The organism is Bradyrhizobium sp. Bra78 (assembly GCF_024519855.1).
GTDB classification, from domain to species: domain Bacteria; phylum Pseudomonadota; class Alphaproteobacteria; order Rhizobiales; family Xanthobacteraceae; genus Bradyrhizobium; species Bradyrhizobium japonicum_G.
The window spans coordinates 454,744-474,883 of record NZ_JALJRE010000002.1 but is presented as its reverse complement, the minus strand read 5'-3'; the positions used below and the strand labels follow the sequence as shown (position 1 = coordinate 474,883).

Here is a 20,140-nt window from a genome sequence, read left to right as displayed (position 1 = left end):
GCCGCTCAACAAGAAACAGAAAAGAGGAACGCCCCCATGACGTCCAGCTTCGATTTCGCGCCCCTGTTTCCCGCAGGGCTACCGGCCCCTTCCGCGCGCTGGACGGGCCTTGCCAAATACAGTTTTGTCGGCGGCAACAACGATTCCGGGCAGCTGCCACTGGATGAGCTGATCGAGGCCGCCAGCACGGCCTTGCAACGTGAGGGCCGATCGCTTGCCACTTACGGGTTGGCACATGGTCCGCAAGGTTACATGCCCTTGCGCGAATTCCTGGTGACAAAACTCAAGCGCGATGCCGGCATCAACTGCACCGTGGACGATCTGCTGATCGTCTCCGGCTCGCTGCAGGCGCTTGACCTCGTCAACTCGACGCTGCTGAGCCGCGGCGACACCGTGATCTTCGAGCAGGAGAGCTATCAGGGCTCCTTGACACGCCTGGCACGGCTCGGGGTCAACGTGGTGGGCATCCCGCTCGACGAGGACGGCATGCGCATGGACGCGCTGGCCTCGACGCTGGCCGACCTGAAGAGCCGCGGCATCCGGCCGAAATACATCTACACCATTCCGACCGTGCAGAACCCGACCGGCAGCATCATGCCGGAGAGCCGCCGCGCCGAACTGGTGCGGCTGGCCGCCGAATATGGCGTGCCTGTTTTCGAGGACGATTGCTATGCCGACCTCGTCTGGTCCGGCCAGCGGCCGCCGGCAATTTACGCGATGAGCCCGAACGGCGGCGTGATCCATATCGGCTCGTTCTCGAAATCGATCGCGCCGGCGCTGCGTGTCGGCTTCATCGTCGCGCCCTGGGATGTGATGTCGCGGATGCTGGCACTGAAGACGGACGCCGGCTCCGGCGCGCTGGAGCAGATGGTGCTCGCCGCCTATTGCAAGCCGCACTTCGCAAGCCACGTGCCGGCGCTGACCAAGGCGCTGCGCACCAAGCTCGATACGCTGATGGAAGCCCTCAACGAGCAATTCGGCACCGCGGCCGAGTTCGAGGAGCCCAAGGGCGGCATCTTCCTGTGGGTGAAGCTGCCCGATCAGGTCGACACGCTGAAGCTGTACCAGGCTGCACTCGCGGCCGGCGTCTCGATCAACCCGGGGCCGGAATGGTCGACCGACAAGAGCCATTCCAGCTCGCGCCTCAGGCTGTGCTTTGCAAGCCCCTCGCATCAGCAGATCCGCGACGGCGTCGCCGTGCTGGCCGAGGTCTGCCGCCGGGAGTTCGGCGTGCCAGCCCGCAGCGCCAATGTCGAGAAGGCGCGAGCGTGAAGGCTATGCCTCACGCCTCGACGTGAAACTCCACGTTCACCTGGCCGCTGCCGGATGACGGAAAGTACTCGCAGAGCTGCTCGGCTCTGCCATGGTACTCGTACCAGCCAAGCGCGGCGAATAGCATGATGGTGTCAGCCATGCCGCCTTCGCCATTGCACTTGGTGGCATAGTCCGGGAGCATGTCGAGGAATTCGCGGTAGCGGCGGCTTTGCCAAAGCTCGAGCACGCGGAGATCGACCTGGCGGTTGAACTCGCTGGCAACACTCGTCCACGCCTCAGGGCCCAGCTTCTTGTTGGGCCAGAGCCGATGCGAGAGCGAGCCGCTGGCAACGATCGCGACCTGTTCGCCGGATTTCTCGATCGCACGGCGCGTCGCTTCGCCGAGGGTACGGCTTTCCTCGAAGGACGTGAACAGCGGCGAGGCGACCGAGATCACCTTCGCGAAGCCATCCGGGTTCATGTAGTGCATCGGCACGATGGTGCCGTACTCGAGCCCGAGGCTCGCCACCTGGTGCGCGATGACATTGAGGCCTGCATCGCCGGCCCCGCTGGCGATTGCCTCGGCGAGCCGCGTGTCGCCCGGCAGGTCGTAGCGCAGATCCTGAATCATCTGCGGCGCCTCGTGGCTGGTGAACGAGCCGCGATGCCGGGCATTGGCGTTGATGTGATAGCCGAAATTGGAGAGCCAATGGGTGTCAAACACCACGAAGCTGGTGACGCCACGCTGTTTCGCCCGCCGTCCAAGCTCGCGCAGGGATTGGACGGCCGCTTCGCGCGCGGCGCGCAAGGAGCTTCCTGGCTGCTCCGACAACATCAAGGATGGAACATGGGTGACCTTCGCTGCCAGTACGAGCTGCCCCATCGCGGTCACCTCAAAGCGTCAGGCCGCCTGGGGCTGGCTGCCGTGGATCGCGGAGGCCAGCCGCAGCAGCAGCACGATCGAGACGTTGCCCTTACCGGCCTCGATCTGGGCGATGTAGCGCTCGGAAATCCCGGAGCGGCGGGCGAGTTCGCGGCGCGACAGGTCGCAACGCATGCGCGAGGACCTCAGGCGGTCGCCCAGCTCGGCCAGAAACGCGGTCTCGGAGTAAGGCGGCGCGGCACGGCTCCCCGGCAGCACTTCGCCCGCAAAATCCACGACTTGATTCAGCATCGATCTATCCAATTCGCCTACCGGAAGCACCATCCTACAGGGCAATCAGGCCGCCTCATTGACGCGGATCAAATTCGCGCGCGATCGGCTGCTGCCATGGACGGCTGCGAGCAGGCTGCTACACTTTGGAATTCTTCGAGGCGGGATCTTCAGGACATGACGCGTGGTTTGAGCCGCTTGATCGCGGCAGCGGTGCTGTGGGTCGCGTTCACCGCCGCAGCCGGCGCCGGGTCGCTTGCGGCAACGGTCGAGCAATGGGGCCTGCTCGGCTCATGGGCGGTCGACTGCGCAGCTCGGCCCGACCGCGACAAGGGCGCCCTCTTGACCTACGAGATCCGGAAGGACGGCCGGGTGATGTACCGGCGTGATTTCGGCGAGGCCAGGGACGAGAACGAAGTGGTGTCCGCAACGGTCAACGCCGAGGGCCTGCTCAATCTGATGGTGTACTTCCCCTCGCTCCAGCAGACGCGAGAGTTCGGCCTGCTGGTGTCAAAGCAAGGAAGGCTGCGTGCGATCTACAATCGCAGCGAGCGCGGCCAGTACACGATCAGGGACGGCAAATACGTCGCCACCGGCGCGCCGACACCCGCGCAGCAACGCTGCGATTAACTACCTGAACAAGTGTTCAGAATTCTCTTCCCGTTCCTCCGGAACGTTCGCGCGCATGCGCAGTTCTCATTGGCATTGAATTGGAGGAGGACATCATGAAGAAGCTTGGTTTTGTGGTTGCGGCTCTCGGCGCGCTCGCGATCGTTGCACCGACGATGGCGAATGCCGAAACGGTGGTGATCAAGAGCGGCCATCACGGCTACGGCGCCCGCGCCGAAATGCGCGAGCATCGCGATCATGGCTGGCATCGCGGCTGGCACCATCGCGACCGGGTCGTGGTGGTCAAGCGCGGTCACCGTCACCACTGGGATTAATGCCTAACGCATCATGGAAATGGCCCCTCGCGGGGCCATTTCTTTGCGTCTCAAAACTGTGCTGGCAAAGCTAATCCCACGCCGGCGCAAAGCCGGGATTGACGCAGCGACTGTCCTTGGGCAACGCGGCGATCTTCTTGCGGTCGGCATCGTCGAGCGTGATCTTCATTGCGTCGAGATTGGCCTGCTGGCTCTCGCGGCGCGCGGCCTTCGGGATCGCCGCGACGCCGTCCTGATCGAGCAGCCATTTCAGCGCAACCTGCGCAGCCGTCGCATTGTGCCTGGTGCCGATCTCCGCCAGCACCGGATCCGAGGCGATGCGTCCCTGCGCCAGCGGGCAATAGGCGACCAGCGGAATCGACCTGGCCTGGAGATAGGCCAGCACCTTCGATTGATCGAGCATGGCGTGATACTCGATCTGGTTGCAGGCGATCGGCGCCTTGATGTCCTCGACCGCGATCTTGAGCAGCGCCGTGGTGAAATTGGCAACGCCGATCGCCCGCGTGCGCCCCTCCTCCTTCAGCTTCATCAAGGTGTCGAAAACCGCGCCCCAGTTCGCGGCTTTCGACGGCCAATGCACGAGATAGAGATCGACATGGTCGAGTCGCAGCTTGTTCAGGCTGGCGTCGAAGGCCCGTCGGATCGCGTCCGGCGCCAGATTCTCGTGCCAGACCTTCGTCGTGACATGCAGCTCGCTGCGCGGCAGCCGCGCCGCGGCGAGAGCCGCGCCGATCGGTTCCTCGTTGCCGTACATCTCGGCCGTGTCGATGTGGCGATACCCGATCGACAGCGCGCTCTCGACCGCGTCGCGGCAGGCATCGCCCTGCATGCGGAATGTGCCGAGGCCGAGCTTGGGCATGCTGATGCCCTGTGTCTTCAGATTGCCCATGAGTTAACTCCTGACGTATTTCAGCGCGCGGTGGGTCCGCGGGAACGGACTCTTCGGTGATGGAAAAGAGGCGGCGGGAGCGGGCACTTTAGCGCGGATGGCACCCCTGGACCAATCAAGATCGGGTTAGCAAAATAGCCGGCGGGCATCGCCGCGACAGCCAAACGGCATTTCAGCTTATGCCCCTCTCCTGTCAGCATCAGACCATGGCGGTCATTCCGGCCGCACGCGACACGGAGACGATCATGCAGACGATTCTGACGATGGCCATCCTGGCGGCCGCCCTTGCCGGTGCCACGCCGACCTATGCCGACGGCTTCGCCTATATGGGCTCACCCAAGCAGGGCGAGTTTTTCGTCCGGCAATCCACGGCCCCGCAGCTGCCGGCCTGGATGAATGCGCGCGCAGAAGCCCCGCAGCCCGTGACCCGGCCCGTGCGCGGCGGCATCGGCCTGCGCATGCCTTAGGAATGCTGCGCCACCACGGCCGGGCGTGCCTGCGGCTGCGGCTCGATGTCGACCGACCAGAGGTCGCGGTCGTCGACGTCTTTCAGCGTCACGGTCATCACGCCGTTGCGGCCGTCGATATCGACGCGGCCGAAGAACTGCAAGCCGAAGCAGGGCGCCAGATTCTCGCCCTGCGCTTCGCTGCATCCGTTCTGGTACATCGCGACCGGACCAAACGTGTCGTCCAGTTCGCCCGGCCCCCAGGTGCCGGCATGCAGGGGACCGGAGACGAATTCCCAGAACGGCTCGAAATCCCTGAACTGCGCCTTGTTTGGATCGTAATAATGCGCAGCGGTGTAGTGCATGTCGGCGGTGAGCCAGACGATGTTGCGAACACCGGTGCGCTTGATCGAGGCCAGCAGATCGGCGATTTCGTGCTCGCGCCGGTCGGGCGGCCCGTCGCCGAGCGCAACCGCATCCGGGCTGACGAGGCCGATCGGCAGGTCGGCGGCGATCACCTTCCAGGTAGCGCGCGAGGCGGCGAGCTCGCGCTTCAGCCAGGCGAGCTGCTCGGCGCCCAGGATCCAGCCGCGATGGTCATCGCCCTTGTTCCAGCTGTCGTCGCGATAGCTGCGCATGTCGATCATGAAGACATCGAGCCGCGGACCATAGGCGATCTTGCGATAGACCCGCCCCTTCCGCGCGCCGATGTCGCGGATCGGCATGAAGTCGAAGAAGGCGCGGCGGGCGCGCGCGACCAAACGCGGCGTGCCGTCGTCCTCGTGGCCGGCGTCGTCATAGCTGCCGGTCGGCGACCAGTCGTTGGTGACCTCGTGGTCGTCCCACTGCGCGAACATCGGCACCTCGGCGTGGAAAGCGCGGAAATGCTCGTCGAGGTGGTTGTATTTGTAGTTGCCGCGGAACTGCGCCAGCGTGTGCGCGACCTCGGATTTCTCCTCGGTCACCAGATTGCGCCAGGTCTCTCCGTTCGGCAGCTTCTGCTGGGAGGGAATCGTGCAGTCGGCGTAGATGTGGTCGCCGGAGTGGATGAAGAAGTCCGGGCGGTTGTCGAGCATCGTGCGATAGCTGCGATAGCCGCCGCGCGAGATGTCGATGCCCCAGCCCTGCCCCGCGACATCACCCGACCACAGGAACGAGATCGACCGGCCGGCAGACGGCGCGGTGCGGAAATGGCCGACGCGGGTTTCGCCGGCAACGCCGGTCGCGACGTCGTCGAAGCGGACTCGATAGAAGATGTCTTGCCCCGGTGGCAGATCGTTCAGAAGGACTTTTGACGTGAAGTCGGCGTCCGGCAACGCATCGCGCGAAGCTGACGCGATGACGGTCTTGAAGCTCTCGACGGTCGAGCACTCCACCTGCATGCGCGCAGGCCGGTCAGCGCGCGCCCAGATCACAGCCGAGCCGTCCGAGATATCGCCGGACTGGATGCCGCCTGCGATCTGCGGACGATCCGCGGCGCGGCCGAGGTGCGGCTTGGCGAGTGTGCCGAGCGAGGCGACGGCGAGGCTTGAGGTGGAGCGGACCAGGAACTGCCGCCGGGTCCAGGCGCGCGCGGCGCGGAGCGTTGCCATTCAGGGAACCTTCGTCGAATCGCGACGGAAGGTGCCTGCGCCGTTTGACTCCCGGCTTACGGTTTCTTGACTCCATGCCTACGGTTTTGCGACGGACAGATGACGGATCGGGCTACACCTGCGCGACGGTGCACTCGTTCGCCCCGTTCTTACGGGGAGAGCGTTGGGTCCGGCTGTCTCGCCAGCTAATGCTTCCAGTTGCAGATGCCGCCGCTGCGGCACGGCCAGGTCTGGATTCGGGTGTCCATCGCCTGCGCATCCAGAGGATTGCCGTGACGATGCGCGAGTCTGGTGCGAGCGGCGCCGCGCGGCTGCGCGGGCCTAGCGTGCGCGACCTTCGGCTCGGACACATGCACACGTTCAGCCGCGACCTTCTTCGGCACATCTACCGGTTCGGCCCGCGCCTGCGCTTCGTTGCCGCCGCGCGCCTCCAGCGCAACAGGAGCGAATTGCGTCTCGGGCCCGAGCCGCTTCGGCGACAGGACTGCCTTGGACAGGTCAAGGCCGAGATATTCACCGGGCTTGTAGTCATCAGCGCGCGCGAGGCCGCCCCATGCGAGCACGACGCCGAGGGCAACGACAAAAGATACGCTCTTCAGGACCACGGACGCCTCCTGAAATTGATTGTTAAGGGGTAATTTACTTCTATCTAGGAGGCGTCGCGCGCAATTCCAGCGGCCAAATGCCGCCGTGGTTAAGAAGTTTGCGGTGTCAGGCGACCTTTCGCGCTGCACCCGTCCCGTCCAGGAACCCCATCAGGCGGCTCCGGATGATGGTTTCCGCTTCGCCCATGATGCGATCCACCAGTTCCTTGCATGAGGGGATGTCGTGGATGAGGCCGGCCACCATTCCGCAGCTCCAGGCGCCCGCATCCATCTGGCCCTCCAGCATGATCCTGGGATAGACGCCCGCGACCTGGTCGTGGATGTCGTCGATCTTGAGCTTGTCGCCCTTCTCGCGCTCGATCTCGAGCAGGCGATCGACGTTGGCGTTCTTGAGCACGCGCTCGGTGTTGCGCAAGCTCCGCATGATCAGGCGGGTGTCGAGCTCGGTGGCCGCGACCAGCGCGTTCTTCACGTTCTGATGCACCGGCGCTTCCTTGGTGGCGATGAAGCGCGTGCCCATGTTCATGCCGGCCGCGCCCAGCGAGAGCGCCGCAACGAGGCTGCGGCCGTCCGCCATGCCGCCGGAGGCGACGAACGGAATCTTCAGCTCCTCCGCCGCACGGGGCAGCAGGATCATGTTGGGGATGTCGTCCTCACCGGGATGACCGCCGCACTCGAAGCCATCGACGCTGACGGCGTCGCAGCCGATGCGTTCGGCTTTCAGTGAATGCCGGACCGACGTGCATTTGTGGATGACCTTGATGCCAGCGGCCTTCAGCGCCGGCATGTAGGCTTCCGGGCTGCGACCCGCGGTCTCCACCGCCTTGATGCCGCCCTCGACGATGGCCGCGATGTATTCCGGATAGGGCGGCGCCGCGAAGGTCGGCAGGAAGGTGAGGTTCACGCCGAACGGCTTGTCGGTCATGCCGCGGCAGCGCGCGATCTCCTTGGCGAGCAATTCCGGCGTCTTCTGCGTGAGACCGGTGATGATGCCGAGCCCGCCGGCATTGGAGACGGCGGCAGCCAGTTCGGCAAAACCGACGAAATGCATGCCGCCCTGGATGATGGGGTGCTCGATGCCGAACAGTTCGGTGATCGCGGTCTTCACGTTTGGGCCTCCCGAAGTTTCGATTTGTGTTTGGATCAGTCTAGCCGGACTTTTGCGCGGCGGTCACCATTTCTCTCCGAACGGCCTGATCTCCATCTCGAAGGTCCAGGCACTCTTGGGCTGCTGATAGAGCTGCCAATAGGAATCGGCCACAGCCGATGGCGGCATCAGGAGGTCGGGATTGTCGAGCGCATTGGGCCCGAGGGCTTCGAGCCGGCGCTGCCGCACCCATTCGGTGTCGACGCCGGAATCGATGATGAGATGGGCGACGTGGATGTTCTTCGGCCCAAGCTCGCGCGCCATCGCCTGCGCCACCGCGCGCAGGCCGAACTTGGCACTGGCGAAGGCGGCAAAGCCGCTGCCGCCGCGCAGGGACGCGGTCGCACCGGTGAAGAAGATCTTGCCGCCGCCGCGCGCCAGCATCAGCCGCGCCGCTTCGCGCCCCGCGAGGAAGCCGGAATAGCAGGCCATCTCCCAGACCTTGCGGAACACGCGCTCGCTGGTGTCGAGGATCGGAAAATTGACGTTGGCGCCGACGTTGAAGATGCAGACGTCCAGCGGCGCGTGCTTGTCGGCGTCGTTGAGGAAGGAGATGACCTCCTCCTCTTTCCGCGCATCGAGCGAACGCGCATGGATCTCGCCGCCCGCGGCCTCGATGTCCCGCACCAGCGGCGCGAGCTTGTCGCCGTTGCGGCGGCCGGCGAAGACCGCGAAACCTTCGGCGGCAAACTTCTTGGCAATCTCCGAGCCGATGAAATCGCCGGCCCCGATCACGGCAGCTGTCGCGTTTCGCTTGGGCAAAGTCGCCTCCTCCGGTGAGAGCGTGTAATTGGGCCGAAGGCTATAGTTCTAAAATAGAACTGTCAAACTTCGCGACGGACTGTTAGGCTTCTTTGCAAATAGCGCTGATCATTCAAGTCAGTTCCTTTTTCTGACTTACTAGGCTCGGCCGGGAGACGGCATCATGAATTGGGACACGCTGGACGAAGAGCCCTGCTCGCTCTCCCGCACCGTCGCGGTGGTCGGTGACCGCTGGACGCTGCTGATCCTGCGCGAATGCTTTTTGCGGGTGCGGCGCTTCGAGGGTTTTCAATCCTCGCTTCAGATCACGCGGCACCTGCTCTCGGAGCGGCTGAAGAAGCTGGTCCGCTTCGGCATCCTGCGCCGCGTCCCCTATTCAGAGGCGCCCAAACGCTATGAATATATCCTCACCCAGAAGGGCCTCGACCTCTACCCGATCATCATGGCGATGGTGCATTGGGGCGACGCCCACATGGGCGACGAACGCGGCCGCCCGCTGCTGCACGAGCACAAGACCTGCGGCAAGCAGTTCGACCCCGTGATGGTGTGCTCGGAATGCGGCGAGGTGCTGCATGCGAAGCAGGTGCATGTGCATCCGGGACCAGGGCGTAAGGAGGCGGTGGCGGGGTGAACGGACGCGAGGTCGCTACGGCGATCGCCGCTCAGCCCGCGCTGGCGAACTCGACAGCCACGTCATTGTGCACGCTATCGTGCCCACGACTGCGCGAAGATGCACGATACGGCTCGCGACCAGCTCGATTTTCTGCGGCGCATTGGAGTTGGGTTCCATTGATATTGGTCAAGGGTGAGCCCGAACGCCATGACACGTTCCCTCTGATGATCGCATCTCAGGGAGAGAACACATGACAAGAACCGCCAAGCTTCTTGGACTGATCGTGATGGCTGGGCTCTTGACCGCAGTTCCGCTGTCGCCGGATTACTCGCCGGCGAACGGGCCATCCGTATCGCTTGATCGCGCCGAGGCGAGAGTTGGGCGACCGCTTACACCGATGAGCGTGGCAGGCGTCAACCGCAGAGTGCACCGGCGCGCCTATTACGGTGCGGCCGCCGTGGGAGGCGCCGCGGCCTATGGCGCTTATCGCTACCGCAGGGCCTGTGGTTACTATCCGTATCCACCCTGTTATTAAGGTCCGCGTGAGGCTCGCCGCTCCCTGCACTGACAACAGCGGCGAGCTCTCATTGTCCGTCACTTTCGTCCGGCATCAGTGCCACTGACGGCAGACATGGCCCGCGCCCCACACCGCACATCTGCGGATTTGCCGTTTGGCGACTCTGGAGATGCAGACGCCGCCGACCAACGTCCGACCCGGCCCGCAAAGGAAGGCGACCCGTGTGGCCATGCCGTCCGGCTGATGAAGCGGCGCGGGCGACATCGCCTGCGCCGACGTTGCAATGGCTACGGCAAACGCAGCGGCGGCAAACAACCTGATCATGCGTGCTCTCCATGGTTTAGCCCCACGACCAGACATGCCTGTCTCGGTCGGCGCACGTTGACCTGGATCAACGGCGCGGCCGATCAGAACGGCATCCGGGCCCTGATCGTCGTGGCGCTGGAACGCTCGCGCTAGTGGCTACGCTCTCCCAGTTCGAGCGTTACGAGCCGTGCCAGAAGCGTCGCCGAGTGGAACTGTCCAATGACAGCTTCAACATTGCAGGGGCTGCGCGCCAGCGGGGGTATCGGAACGAGACGCACCGGTGTGTCGGTGCGTCTTCGTCACGTGCCATTTCTCGAGATCGGGCTTCACCTCGTCCGATCCCTGCTCCTTCTCCGGAGATCCCTTCCAGGGCTTGTCCGTCTGTCCGTGCGAACCCCAGTCGGTCTGACCTACGCGAATGGGACGCCGTAGTAGGAGTTGATGCCGCGGACCGCGGCGTCATCGCTCCAGTTCCAATCATTCCGTTCGCGGTATTTCGGCGCGCCTTCCAGTTCCTTGGTGGTGATGCCGGTAACATAACCGCCAAGCTCCGTATCGTACTTCAGCGACTGCCAGGGCAGCGGATAGTGGTCGTTGCCGAGGCCCAAAAAGCCGCCGAAGCCGAGCACGGCGTAGGACACCCTGCCGCTGACCTTGTCGATCATCACGCGTTCGATCGAGCCGATCTTGTTGCGATCGGCGCCATAGACCGATGTTCCCTCGACCTTGTCGCTGCCGATCAACTTGCCCATCTCGCTTTGGTCCAGTTCGACTTGATTCAGCATTTCAATTCTCCACTCAGCCAGTGTGGAGGCAACCCGGATAGACGAGCGATCGTTCCGGTGTGCTCCGCGTCACGTGCTGATGAGGCTTCGTCTCGGCGCGCTCCGCCACGATCCTCGCCTTCGGCGCCTGGCTTGTGGTCGCCTTCGGTCTGCGCGCCGGTTTCGGAGGTGTGTTTCATGTCGCTGTCGGGGCCAGCGTCGCACTCGCCTTCATCGCGGCATCGACGGTTTGGGCCGTCATTTCCGTATCGGCCTGGTTGCTCAGGCGCAGGCTTCGCATCGCCTCCTACGGACCGCGCACCGATCGGCCTGTTCGCCCTCGTTAAAGGGCTCTCCCTTCTTGAAACCTTAGACCGCTTTCGCGCTGGGCGAAGGCTGCGACTTCGGCGGTTGAAGGCCCGGACTGTTGGCCCAGCGCTCCGCCTGGTCGATGACCTTCTGGTGGCTCGGGCGCACCGGTTTGGCTGCTTCGGTCTCTTCGGAAAGCTTGCGGGGCAATCTGACTTCTTCCGTCATGACGTCTCTCCCTTTTGGCCAAGGATACGCCTTTCCGGGACCCGATAAAACAACTTAACTTATTGATTTCATTTTATTTTTTTACTCATTTGACGCCTGTGGCTCAGCTTGCGGAACTCTTGCCAAATTGGATTGTTGAGTAAACTACTCAAACAGCTCATTTGGAGTGATTTCCAATGAATGACCTCCGCGCCGAGCGGCTTCAGGTGATGCTCTCGCCGGAAGAACTGTCTGCTCTCGACGATTTCCGGTTCAAGCATCGCATGCCGACGCGGGCGGCAGCCGTTCGCGAGCTGCTCAGGCTCGGCCTGGCCGCTGTGGGAGACGATGCGGGCAGCGGCGTCAAGTCGAGCAATTACGGCGTCTTCGCGCGCGGCCCGGACGGGCACGCGCCGATCGGTGGCGACCGCGACGCAGAGGATTGACCTGTCTTACGAGACATCCACAAACAAACGACCCGCACAAGCAAACGACCCCGGCACCGAGGGTTCCAGGGCCGTCCTTGGAGATTGCTTCCGGCGCACCAGGGGCATGACTACCGGAAACAATCCGTCGACTTTTTGCGAGCGGATCCGTTCCTCGCGGGAACTAGCCCGTCGCGTCGTTTGAACCGTCCGGCATCGCCCCTGAGCCCGGCGTCTTGCTCTCGTCATTCAGCTTCGGATCGCGCGTCGCCTCTCGCGAGGGCGAGCCGTTGCGGCTTGCTTGCGGATCCGTCTTGTGGACGGTCTGTGCCCGCTGCTTGTCACGCGGCTGCTCCTCGCCGCGCTGGTCCTTGGCGATGCCTTGATGCGAATTCGCCATGATGTTCGTTCGCCTCTCTTGATCCATCGAAGCGCTTACGCCCGGCCGCGTCGAATGTTCCGGAAAGACGCTAGATATGCGCCGCGTGGAAGGCAGGCGATGCATTTTCATGATGCACCTGCCGCACGGTCGTCACCGTCGCGAACGCGACCGAGACGCCAAAGGCGAGAATGAGTGAGAGAAGAGCCAGACGTGGAGCCATTGCAAAAACCTCCTTCTGGAATCGAAAATCAGCGCGATCGACTGTTCCCGAATGATCCCAAATTGGTCGCTTGCACTCCGTGAGCAGTCTCACACGCAGATTCACGAAAACGAGAGCGTCACGCGTCCCGCTGTCGAGGGATGCGGACCACGACGGGCGGGACCTCGCCGTCGAGCCATTCCTGCTCGTGCGCGAGTGCCGTCCACGCGTCCGCCATCCGTGAAAAGCGTTTGTGCGCCGGTTGTCCTTCGGCCCGCTCTGCGAGCTGAAGGCAGTTGTCGGCGTTGTCCCTGAAGATATCAGACTGTTTCATGAACTCAAATTGGGGACGGAACCTTCGCGTCGCAAGCGCCCTTACGGGATCGTAACACGGGCGGAACTTCGCCCCACCGTCCGCCGTTGAATGCCCATGAAGATTCTTGTCGCGATAGTCCTGACGTTCGTCAGCACTGCGGCGCTCGCCGACAGCACCGGGGAGCGGCGCCTTGGCGATCCCCCGCCGACCGCGACCGAGGTCGTCAGCGGCCTCTACGCGTTCAGCCGCTTCCAGCAGGGCCTGCTGGAAAGCACCGACCTCAAGGGCAATGCGGAGGTCAACAACCTCGCCGCCCTGCGCGCCGAAGAAGCAGACTGGCGCGACAAGGTACTGAAACAGATTCAGGAAGCGATCGGCACCGAACCGCGCGTCGCCAAGACAGCCCGCGCAAGCGCCCTGGTCCAGCCCGAAACCTCGGACGGACCAAGTTACGTAAGAAGCTTCTATGCCGCGCAGATTCCCGAATACGAATCGGTCATCGACCTGCTCGAACGTTACCTCAAGGCCCCCGACAACGCCGCCCTTGCAGCGTTCGCGCGCGAGCAGCTCCCGCTGTTGCGCTCACAGGTCAAGGACGCCGAACGCACCATGGCGGACAAGTAACCTTTATCATTTGTTACCCGGATGATGTTGCTGGCTCTCCGGCCAAACGGTGCGATCGCTTTCCGGCATCCTGTCCCGGCCTGCATCCCCGACGACAATTAATCCTGCTCTCATGGACGCTCTCCCTGTGTTGGCGGCCTAACGGCAGGGCCGACTCTCCGATGGCCCCGAGCCCCAAACAGGCACAGGGGACAAGCACCTCCGGCCCGAAAATCCTGGAGGCCGCGATGGAACCATTCCGTCCCATGGGGATTATCTCCGTTGGGCTGAGCAAAGCAGGTTCCAATTCCCGGCGCCGCCACGTTGGTGCTTGATTTCGAATTTGGCTGACGCTCTATTTTGATAATCGCGTCTTGCCTTGGATTCGGCCGACGCCTGCGGGGGAATCAGTATGAGCGACCTCGATCCCGGAACTGGATCACGCTCCGGTCGTCGCGTCCCAAAGCCAAAAACCAACAGCATGTCGGAGCCGGATTCCCGGGCGGAATTGCTGCTCGCCCTGCAGGCCATGCGCAGCGGCGATTTTTCCGTGCGCATGAGCGGCGACTATCTCGGCATCGACGGCAAGCTCGCCGACACTTTCAACGAAATCATCGCCGCCAACCAGCGCATGGCTCAGCAACTCGAGCTTGTCGGCCAGGTGGTGGGCCGCGAGGGCAAGACGCGCCAGCGTGTGAAGTTCGGCCTCGCCAGCGGCTCCTGGGCCGACATGGAAGGCTCCGTCAACACGCTGATCGACGATTTGTTGTGGCCGACGCGCGAGGTGACGCGCGCGGTCGCAGCCGTGGCGCAGGGCGACCTGCTCGAGACCGTAAAGCTCGACGTCGACGGCCGCCCGCTACGCGGCGAGTTTTTGCAGTCGGCGAACATCGTCAACACCATGATCAAGCAGCTCGGCGTGTTCACCTCCGAGGTGACGCGCGTCGCGCGCGAGGTCGGCACCGAAGGCAAGCTCGGCGGCCAGGCCCAGGTGCCGGAAGTGACCGGCGTCTGGAAGGATCTGACCGAGAGCGTCAACTCGATGGCGAACAACCTGACCAACCAGGTTCGCAACATCGCCGAGGTGACGATCGCGGTCGCCAATGGCGACCTCTCCAAGAAGATCACGGTCGACGTCCGCGGCGAGATCCTTCAGCTCAAGGAAGCCATCAACACGATGGTGGACCAGCTCCGCTCCTTCGCCTCGGAAGTGACGCGCGTGGCGCGCGAGGTCGGCACCGACGGAAAGCTCGGCGGCCAGGCGATCGTGCCCGGCGTCGCCGGCACCTGGAAGGACCTGACCGACTCCGTCAACGCGATGTGCGGCAACCTCACCGCGCAGGTCCGCAACATCGCCAACGTCACCACCGCCGTGGCGCGCGGCGACCTCTCGCGCAAAATCACCGTGGACGTGCGCGGCGAGATTCTGGAGCTGAAGGACACCATCAACACGATGGTGGACCAGCTCAACTCCTTCGCCTCGGAAGTGACGCGCGTCGCGCGCGAGGTCGGCACCGAAGGCAAGCTCGGCGGCCAGGCCCAGGTGCCGGGCGTCGCCGGTACCTGGAAGGACCTCACCGACAACGTCAACTTCATGGCGTCGAACCTGACGGCACAGGTCCGCAACATCGCCGATGTCGCCACCGCCATCGCCGGCGGCGACCTCTCCAAGAAGATCACGGTGAACGTGTCCGGCGAAATCCTTCAGCTGAAGGAAACGCTGAATACGATGGTGGACCAGCTCAACGCCTTCGCCGGCGAAGTCACGCGCGTCGCACGCGAGGTCGGCACCGAGGGACGGCTCGGTGGCCAGGCCAACGTGCTCGGCGTCGCCGGCACCTGGAAGGACCTCACCGAGAGCGTCAACTCGATGGCCTCGAACCTGACGGCACAGGTCCGTAACATCGCCGAGGTGACGACCGCGGTCGCGGGCGGCGACCTCTCCAAGAAAATCACCGTGGACGTTCGCGGCGAAATCCTGGAGCTGAAGGACACCATCAACACGATGGTGGACCAGCTCAACGCCTTCGCGGGCGAAGTCACGCGCGTCGCGCGCGAGGTCGGCACCGAAGGCAAGCTCGGCGGCCAGGCCCAGGTGCGCGGCGTCGCCGGCACCTGGAAGGACCTCACCGACAGCGTCAACTCGATGGCCTCGAACCTAACTGGCCAGGTCCGCAACATCGCCGAAGTGGCGACCGCGGTGGCCAAGGGCGATTTGTCGAAGAAGATCACCGTGAACGTGTCGGGCGAAATCCTTCAGTTGAAGGAAACGCTCAACACCATGGTGGACCAGCTCAACGCCTTCGCCGGCGAAGTCACGCGCGTCGCACGCGAGGTCGGCACCGAGGGCAAGCTTGGCGGTCAGGCGCAGGTGACCGGCGTCGCCGGCACCTGGAAAGACCTCACCGACAACGTCAACTCGATGGCGGGCAACCTCACCGCCCAGGTCCGCAACATCGCCGAGGTCGCTACCGCCATCGCCGGCGGCGACCTGTCGCGCAAGATCACGGTGGACGTCCGCGGCGAGATCCTTCAGCTCAAGGACACGCTGAACACGATGGTCGACCAGCTCAACCGCTTCGCCGGCGAGGTGACGCGCGTCGCGCGCGAGGTCGGCACCGAAGGCCGCCTCGGCGGTCAGGCCAACGTGCCCGGCGTCGCAGGCACCTGGAAAGACCTCACCGACAGCGTCAACTCGATGGCGGGCAACCTGACCGCCCAGGTCCGCAACATCGCCGAAGTGACCACCGCCGTGGCACGCGGGGACTTGTCGCGCAAGATCACCGTGGACGTGAAGGGCGAGATCCTCGAGCTGAAGAACACCATCAACACCATGGTGGACCAGCTCAACGGCTTTGCCGGCGAAGTGACGCGCGTCGCGCGCGAGGTCGGCACCGAGGGCAAGCTCGGCGGTCAGGCCGAGGTGCCCGGCGTTGCCGGCACCTGGAAGGACCTGACCGACAACGTCAACTTCATGGCCTCGAACCTGACGGCACAGGTCCGCAACATCGCCGAGGTCGCGACCGCGATCGCCGGCGGCGACCTGTCGAAGAAGATCACCGTGGACGTGCGCGGCGAAATCCTTCTGTTGAAGGACACGCTTAACACGATGGTCGAGCAGCTCCGCTCCTTCGCCGCCGAAGTGACGCGCGTGGCGCGCGAGGTCGGCACCGAGGGACGGCTCGGCGGTCAGGCGGTCGTGCCCGGCGTCGGCGGCACCTGGAAGGACCTCACCGACAACGTCAACCTGCTCGCGGCGAACCTCACCACGCAGGTCCGCAACATCGCCGAAGTGACCACCGCTGTGGCGCGCGGTGACTTGTCCCGCAAGATCACCGTCGACGTGAAGGGTGAAATCCTCGAGCTGAAGAATACCATCAACACCATGGTGGACCAGCTCAACGCCTTCGCCGGCGAAGTCACGCGCGTCGCGCGCGAGGTCGGCACCGAGGGCAAGCTCGGCGGTCAGGCCGCGGTGCCGGGCGTCGCCGGTACCTGGAAGGACCTCACCGACACCGTGAATTTCATGGCGGCGAACCTGACCGAGCAGGTCCGCGGCATCGTCAAGGTCGTGACCGCGGTCGCCAACGGCGACCTCAAGCAGAACCTCACCGTGAAATCGAAGGGCGAGGTCGCAGCGCTCGCCGACACCATCAACAACATGACAGAGACGCTGGCGATCTTCGCCGACCAGGTGACGTCGGTGGCGCGCGAGGTCGGCGTCGAGGGTCGGCTCGGCGGCCAGGCCAACGTGCCCGGCGCAGCCGGCACCTGGAAGGACCTCACCGGCAACGTCAACCTGCTGGCGGCCAACCTCACCTCGCAGGTGCGCGCGATCGCGGAAGTCGCGACCGCCGTGACCAAGGGCGACCTGACACGGTCGATCCAGGTCGATGCCCGCGGCGAAGTCGCGGAGTTGAAGGACAACATCAACACGATGATCACGAACCTCCGTCTGACGACGGACGTGAACACCGAGCAGGACTGGCTGAAGACCAACCTCGCCAAATTCACCAACATGCTCCAGGGCCAGCGCGACCTCGCCACCGTCGGCCGGCTGCTGCTCACCGAGCTGTCGCCGCTGGTGAACGCGCATACCGGCGTGATCTACCAGGTCGAGAGCGAGGACAGTCCGCAGCTTCTGCTGCTCGCCTCCTACGCCGGCGACGGCGTCTATCCGTATCAGCGCGTGCTGCCGCTCGGCGACGGCTTGATCGGCCAATGCGCCCTCGACCGACGGCCGCGCGTCATCGCCGACATTCCGGCCGACGTGGTGCCGATCAATTCGGCACTGTTCCGCGTCGCACCGAAGAACCTGGTCGTACTGCCGGTGCTGTTCGAGGGCCAGGTCAAGGCGGTGATCGAGCTCGCCTCGCTGACCTCGTTCACGACCTCGCAGATGACATTCCTGGAGCAGCTCACGGACTCGATCGGCATCGTGCTCAACTCGATCGAGGCGACGATGCAGACCGAAGGCCTGCTCAAGCAGTCGCAGCAGCTCGCCGGCGAGCTCCAGACCCAGCAGCGCGAATTGCAGCAGACCAACGACCAGCTCGAACAAAAGGCGCAGCAGCTCGCCGAGCGCAACGTCGAGGTCGAGCGCAAGAACCAGGAGATCGAGCAGGCCCGCCGCGCGCTGGAGGAAAAGGCGACCGAGCTTGCGCTTACCTCGAAGTACAAGTCCGAATTCCTCGCCAATATGAGCCACGAGCTGCGCACGCCGCTGAACTCGATCCTGATCCTGGGACAGCAGCTCACCGACAATCCGGACGGCAACCTCACTGGCAAGCAGGTCGAATTCGCCCGCACCATCCACGGCGCCGGCACCGACCTGCTCAATCTCATCAGCGACATTCTCGATCTCTCCAAGATCGAGTCCGGCACGGTGACGGTCGACGCCGAGGAAATCCTGACCGCGAACCTGCTCGAGACCGTCGGGCGACCGTTCCGTCACGAGGCGGAAAACCGCAATTTGTCGTTCAAGATCGACGTCGATCCGAATCTCGCGCGCAGCATCGTCACCGACTCCAAGCGCCTGCAGCAGGTTTTGAAGAACCTGCTCTCTAACGCCTTCAAGTTCACCGCCGAAGGCGAAGTGCGCCTGACGGTCGCCGGCGCGGTCGGCGGCTGGGGGACGGATCACCCGGTGCTGAACTCGGCACCGGCCGTGATCGCGTTCGAAGTGTCCGACACCGGCATCGGCATTCCCCTTGAGAAGCAGAAGCTGATCTTCGAGGCGTTCCAGCAAGCGGATGCCGGCACCAGCCGCAAATATGGCGGCACCGGCCTCGGCCTTGCGATCAGCCGCGAGCTCGCAAGCCTGCTCGGCGGCGAAATCCACCTGCGCAGCTCGCCGGGCAAGGGGTCGTGCTTCACGCTCTATCTGCCGCTGAAATACTCCGGCCCGACGCTCGCGCCGCGCGCCGCACCTTCGTCTCAATACAGCCAGCCGCCGGCGCTGCAGCCCACCATGCCCGAACAGCAACGCGTCATCGAGCAGCTTTCCGACGACCGGCTCAACCTCGAACCCGGCGACAGCATCCTCCTGATCGTCGAGGACGACCCGCATTACGCGCGCGTTCTGGTCGACCTCGCGCGCGACAAGGGCTTCAAGGTCCTGGTCGCCGCCCGCGGCGCGGAGGCGCTGGAGCTTGCGAAGCAGTATCAGCCGAGAGCGGTCTCGCTCGACGTGTTCCTGCCCGACATGCTCGGCTGGACCGTGCTGAGCCAGCTCAAGCACAATCCGCTGACCCGCCACATCCCCGTGCAGATCATCACGCTCGACGAGGACCGCCAGCATGCGCTGGCGCGCGGGGCCTTCTCCTTCGTCAACAAGCCGACGACGACCGAGGGCGTCTCGGCCGCGCTGACGCAGATCAAGGAATATGCGCGACCGCGGCGCAAGCGGCTGCTTATCGTCGAGGACAACGAGGCCGAGCAGCTCTCGATCCGCGAACTGCTGCATCACGACGACATCGAGATCGTGACGACCGGCACCGGCGCCGACGCACTCTCGATGCTGCGCGAGTCGCCTTGTGATTGCGTCGTGCTCGACCTGCGGCTGCCCGACATGAGCGGCTTCGATGTACTGGACCAGATTCGCAACGACGACGCGCTGTCGAACGTTCCGGTCGTGGTCTTCACCGGCCGCGAGCTGTCGGCCGAGGAAGATGCGGAACTCCACACCATGGCGCGCAGCATCGTGGTAAAGGGTGTGGAATCTCCGGAGCGCCTGCTCGACGAGACCGCGTTGTTCCTGCACCGCGTGATCACGGAACTTCCCGTCGAGAAGCAGCGCATGCTGGAGAAGCTGAACAGTTCCGACGAAGACCTGATCGGCAGGACCGCGCTGCTCGTCGACGACGATGCCCGCAACATCTTCGCGCTGTCGAGCGTGCTGGAACGGCGTGGCATGAAGGTGCTGACGGCCACGACCGGCAGCGAGGCGGTGACCCTAGTCGAATCCAATCCGGAAATCGCCATCGTGCTGATGGACATCATGATGCCGCAGATGGATGGCTACCAGACCATCGGCGTCATCCGTGAAAATCCGGCCTTCGCCCGCCTTCCGATCATCGCGCTGACCGCCAAGGCGATGAAGGGCGACCGCGAGAAATGCCTGGAGGCCGGCGCGTCCGACTACCTCGCCAAACCCGTCAACACCGATCAATTGCTGCTTGCGATCCGCATGTGGCTGCACCGTTGAG

Annotated in this window: 21 protein-coding genes; 8 read left to right on the top strand and 13 right to left on the bottom strand. The window is 64.2% G+C overall.

Translation table 11 applies throughout. From position 1 onward, the window contains the following. Positions 1 to 36 precede the first annotated feature (36 nt). Positions 37 to 1,272: a PLP-dependent aminotransferase family protein gene (locus OC450_RS06195; protein WP_262047464.1), complete on the top strand. Its 1,236-nt coding sequence runs from the start codon at positions 37 to 39 to the stop codon at positions 1,270 to 1,272. A gap of 10 nt (positions 1,273 to 1,282) precedes the next feature. Here OC450_RS06195 and hpaD read toward each other — a convergent pair whose 3' ends face one another. Continuing rightward, on the bottom strand, positions 1,283 to 2,137 hold the full coding sequence (hpaD, locus tag OC450_RS06190) for a 3,4-dihydroxyphenylacetate 2,3-dioxygenase (RefSeq protein ID WP_211382487.1): 855 nt from the start codon (positions 2,135 to 2,137) through the stop codon (positions 1,283 to 1,285). Between the two features lie 18 nt (positions 2,138 to 2,155). Next, positions 2,156 to 2,428: a helix-turn-helix domain-containing protein gene (locus OC450_RS06185; RefSeq protein ID WP_211382486.1), complete on the bottom strand. Its 273-nt coding sequence runs from the start codon at positions 2,426 to 2,428 to the stop codon at positions 2,156 to 2,158. Between the two features lie 156 nt (positions 2,429 to 2,584). Here OC450_RS06185 and OC450_RS06180 point away from each other — a divergent pair, with 156 nt between their 5' ends. After that, on the top strand, positions 2,585 to 3,037 hold the full coding sequence (locus OC450_RS06180) for a hypothetical protein (protein ID WP_211382485.1): 453 nt from the start codon (positions 2,585 to 2,587) through the stop codon (positions 3,035 to 3,037). Between the two features lie 95 nt (positions 3,038 to 3,132). Further along, the gene (locus OC450_RS06175) at positions 3,133 to 3,351 is read left to right on the top strand and encodes a hypothetical protein (protein ID WP_211382484.1); all 219 of its coding nucleotides are present in this window, start codon (positions 3,133 to 3,135) and stop codon (positions 3,349 to 3,351) included. 70 nt (positions 3,352 to 3,421) lie between these two features. Here the strand turns inward: OC450_RS06175 and OC450_RS06170 are convergent, their stop codons facing one another. Then, positions 3,422 to 4,240, bottom strand: a complete 819-nt coding sequence (locus tag OC450_RS06170; protein WP_211382483.1) for an aldo/keto reductase — start codon at positions 4,238 to 4,240, stop codon at positions 3,422 to 3,424. 245 nt (positions 4,241 to 4,485) lie between these two features. Between OC450_RS06170 and OC450_RS06165 the strand changes: the two genes are divergently transcribed. After that, positions 4,486 to 4,707: a hypothetical protein gene (locus tag OC450_RS06165; protein WP_211382482.1), complete on the top strand. Its 222-nt coding sequence runs from the start codon at positions 4,486 to 4,488 to the stop codon at positions 4,705 to 4,707. On the opposite strand, the gene OC450_RS06160 is transcribed toward OC450_RS06165, so the two are convergent. From OC450_RS06160 to OC450_RS06145, 4 genes are all read right to left on the bottom strand, one after another. Beyond that, entirely contained in the window at positions 4,704 to 6,278 is a 1,575-nt protein-coding gene (locus OC450_RS06160) for an alkaline phosphatase D family protein (protein ID WP_262047463.1), read from the bottom strand. The genes OC450_RS06165 and OC450_RS06160 overlap by 4 nt on opposite strands. 185 nt (positions 6,279 to 6,463) lie before the next feature. Further along, a complete protein-coding gene (locus tag OC450_RS06155; RefSeq protein ID WP_211382480.1) occupies positions 6,464 to 6,883 on the bottom strand; it encodes a hypothetical protein in 420 nt (139 codons plus the stop codon). A gap of 106 nt (positions 6,884 to 6,989) precedes the next feature. Continuing rightward, complete coding sequence (locus OC450_RS06150) at positions 6,990 to 7,991, bottom strand: NAD(P)H-dependent flavin oxidoreductase (protein WP_211382479.1); 1,002 nt, start codon at positions 7,989 to 7,991, stop codon at positions 6,990 to 6,992. A 63-nt stretch (positions 7,992 to 8,054) separates the two neighbouring features. After that, entirely contained in the window at positions 8,055 to 8,792 is a 738-nt protein-coding gene (locus OC450_RS06145; protein ID WP_211382478.1) for an SDR family oxidoreductase, read from the bottom strand. Between the two features lie 163 nt (positions 8,793 to 8,955). Here OC450_RS06145 and OC450_RS06140 point away from each other — a divergent pair, with 163 nt between their 5' ends. Continuing rightward, entirely contained in the window at positions 8,956 to 9,423 is a 468-nt protein-coding gene (locus tag OC450_RS06140; RefSeq protein ID WP_262047462.1) for a winged helix-turn-helix transcriptional regulator, read from the top strand. Between the two features lie 592 nt (positions 9,424 to 10,015). Here OC450_RS06140 and OC450_RS06135 read toward each other — a convergent pair. The 3 genes from OC450_RS06135 to OC450_RS06125 form a co-directional block, all read right to left on the bottom strand. Continuing rightward, positions 10,016 to 10,246 (bottom strand): hypothetical protein, encoded by a 231-nt coding sequence (locus tag OC450_RS06135; RefSeq protein ID WP_211382476.1) that lies wholly within the window; start codon positions 10,244 to 10,246, stop codon positions 10,016 to 10,018. A gap of 392 nt (positions 10,247 to 10,638) precedes the next feature. Continuing rightward, on the bottom strand, positions 10,639 to 11,013 hold the full coding sequence (locus OC450_RS06130) for a PRC-barrel domain-containing protein (protein ID WP_211382475.1): 375 nt from the start codon (positions 11,011 to 11,013) through the stop codon (positions 10,639 to 10,641). Positions 11,014 to 11,361: 348 nt separating this feature from the next. After that, positions 11,362 to 11,529 carry a hypothetical protein gene (locus tag OC450_RS06125; RefSeq protein WP_211382474.1) on the bottom strand — a complete coding sequence of 56 codons (168 nt, stop codon included), beginning with the start codon at positions 11,527 to 11,529 and terminating at the stop codon, positions 11,362 to 11,364. A gap of 176 nt (positions 11,530 to 11,705) precedes the next feature. Here OC450_RS06125 and OC450_RS06120 point away from each other — a divergent pair, with 176 nt between their 5' ends. Then, positions 11,706 to 11,954 (top strand): hypothetical protein, encoded by a 249-nt coding sequence (locus tag OC450_RS06120; protein ID WP_211382473.1) that lies wholly within the window; start codon positions 11,706 to 11,708, stop codon positions 11,952 to 11,954. Positions 11,955 to 12,117: 163 nt separating this feature from the next. On the opposite strand, the gene OC450_RS06115 is transcribed toward OC450_RS06120, so the two are convergent. The 3 genes from OC450_RS06115 to OC450_RS06105 form a co-directional block, all read right to left on the bottom strand. After that, positions 12,118 to 12,333, bottom strand: coding sequence for a hypothetical protein (locus OC450_RS06115; RefSeq protein WP_262047461.1), 216 nt, complete (start codon positions 12,331 to 12,333; stop codon positions 12,118 to 12,120). A 70-nt stretch (positions 12,334 to 12,403) separates the two neighbouring features. Beyond that, positions 12,404 to 12,535 carry a hypothetical protein gene (locus OC450_RS06110; RefSeq protein WP_262047460.1) on the bottom strand — a complete coding sequence of 44 codons (132 nt, stop codon included), beginning with the start codon at positions 12,533 to 12,535 and terminating at the stop codon, positions 12,404 to 12,406. A 118-nt stretch (positions 12,536 to 12,653) separates the two neighbouring features. Then, on the bottom strand, positions 12,654 to 12,848 hold the full coding sequence (locus OC450_RS06105; protein ID WP_249128924.1) for a hypothetical protein: 195 nt from the start codon (positions 12,846 to 12,848) through the stop codon (positions 12,654 to 12,656). A 96-nt stretch (positions 12,849 to 12,944) separates the two neighbouring features. Here OC450_RS06105 and OC450_RS06100 point away from each other — a divergent pair, with 96 nt between their 5' ends. Together OC450_RS06100 and OC450_RS06095 are read left to right on the top strand one after the other, a co-directional pair. Further along, on the top strand, positions 12,945 to 13,454 hold the full coding sequence (locus OC450_RS06100; RefSeq protein WP_211382471.1) for a hypothetical protein: 510 nt from the start codon (positions 12,945 to 12,947) through the stop codon (positions 13,452 to 13,454). A 391-nt stretch (positions 13,455 to 13,845) separates the two neighbouring features. After that, positions 13,846 to 20,139: a HAMP domain-containing protein gene (locus tag OC450_RS06095; protein WP_211382470.1), complete on the top strand. Its 6,294-nt coding sequence runs from the start codon at positions 13,846 to 13,848 to the stop codon at positions 20,137 to 20,139. The last annotated feature ends 1 nt before the right edge of the window (position 20,140 follow it).

Bases quoted from the DNA above. Each gene is read 5' to 3' on its own strand.
- OC450_RS06195 (WP_262047464.1), top strand. From the start codon at position 37: ATGACGTCCAGCTTCGATTTCGCGCCCCTGTTTCCCGCAGGGCTACCG.
- hpaD (WP_211382487.1), bottom strand. From the start codon at position 2,137: ATGGGGCAGCTCGTACTGGCAGCGAAGGTCACCCATGTTCCATCCTTG.
- OC450_RS06185 (WP_211382486.1), bottom strand. From the start codon at position 2,428: ATGCTGAATCAAGTCGTGGATTTTGCGGGCGAAGTGCTGCCGGGGAGC.
- OC450_RS06180 (WP_211382485.1), top strand. From the start codon at position 2,585: ATGACGCGTGGTTTGAGCCGCTTGATCGCGGCAGCGGTGCTGTGGGTC.
- OC450_RS06175 (WP_211382484.1), top strand. From the start codon at position 3,133: ATGAAGAAGCTTGGTTTTGTGGTTGCGGCTCTCGGCGCGCTCGCGATC.
- OC450_RS06170 (WP_211382483.1), bottom strand. From the start codon at position 4,240: ATGGGCAATCTGAAGACACAGGGCATCAGCATGCCCAAGCTCGGCCTC.
- OC450_RS06165 (WP_211382482.1), top strand. From the start codon at position 4,486: ATGCAGACGATTCTGACGATGGCCATCCTGGCGGCCGCCCTTGCCGGT.
- OC450_RS06160 (WP_262047463.1), bottom strand. From the start codon at position 6,278: ATGGCAACGCTCCGCGCCGCGCGCGCCTGGACCCGGCGGCAGTTCCTG.
- OC450_RS06140 (WP_262047462.1), top strand. From the start codon at position 8,956: ATGAATTGGGACACGCTGGACGAAGAGCCCTGCTCGCTCTCCCGCACC.
- OC450_RS06135 (WP_211382476.1), bottom strand. From the start codon at position 10,246: ATGATCAGGTTGTTTGCCGCCGCTGCGTTTGCCGTAGCCATTGCAACG.
- OC450_RS06130 (WP_211382475.1), bottom strand. From the start codon at position 11,013: ATGCTGAATCAAGTCGAACTGGACCAAAGCGAGATGGGCAAGTTGATC.
- OC450_RS06125 (WP_211382474.1), bottom strand. From the start codon at position 11,529: ATGACGGAAGAAGTCAGATTGCCCCGCAAGCTTTCCGAAGAGACCGAA.
- OC450_RS06120 (WP_211382473.1), top strand. From the start codon at position 11,706: ATGAATGACCTCCGCGCCGAGCGGCTTCAGGTGATGCTCTCGCCGGAA.
- OC450_RS06115 (WP_262047461.1), bottom strand. From the start codon at position 12,333: ATGGCGAATTCGCATCAAGGCATCGCCAAGGACCAGCGCGGCGAGGAG.
- OC450_RS06110 (WP_262047460.1), bottom strand. From the start codon at position 12,535: ATGGCTCCACGTCTGGCTCTTCTCTCACTCATTCTCGCCTTTGGCGTC.
- OC450_RS06105 (WP_249128924.1), bottom strand. From the start codon at position 12,848: ATGAAACAGTCTGATATCTTCAGGGACAACGCCGACAACTGCCTTCAG.
- OC450_RS06100 (WP_211382471.1), top strand. From the start codon at position 12,945: ATGAAGATTCTTGTCGCGATAGTCCTGACGTTCGTCAGCACTGCGGCG.
- OC450_RS06095 (WP_211382470.1), top strand. From the start codon at position 13,846: ATGAGCGACCTCGATCCCGGAACTGGATCACGCTCCGGTCGTCGCGTC.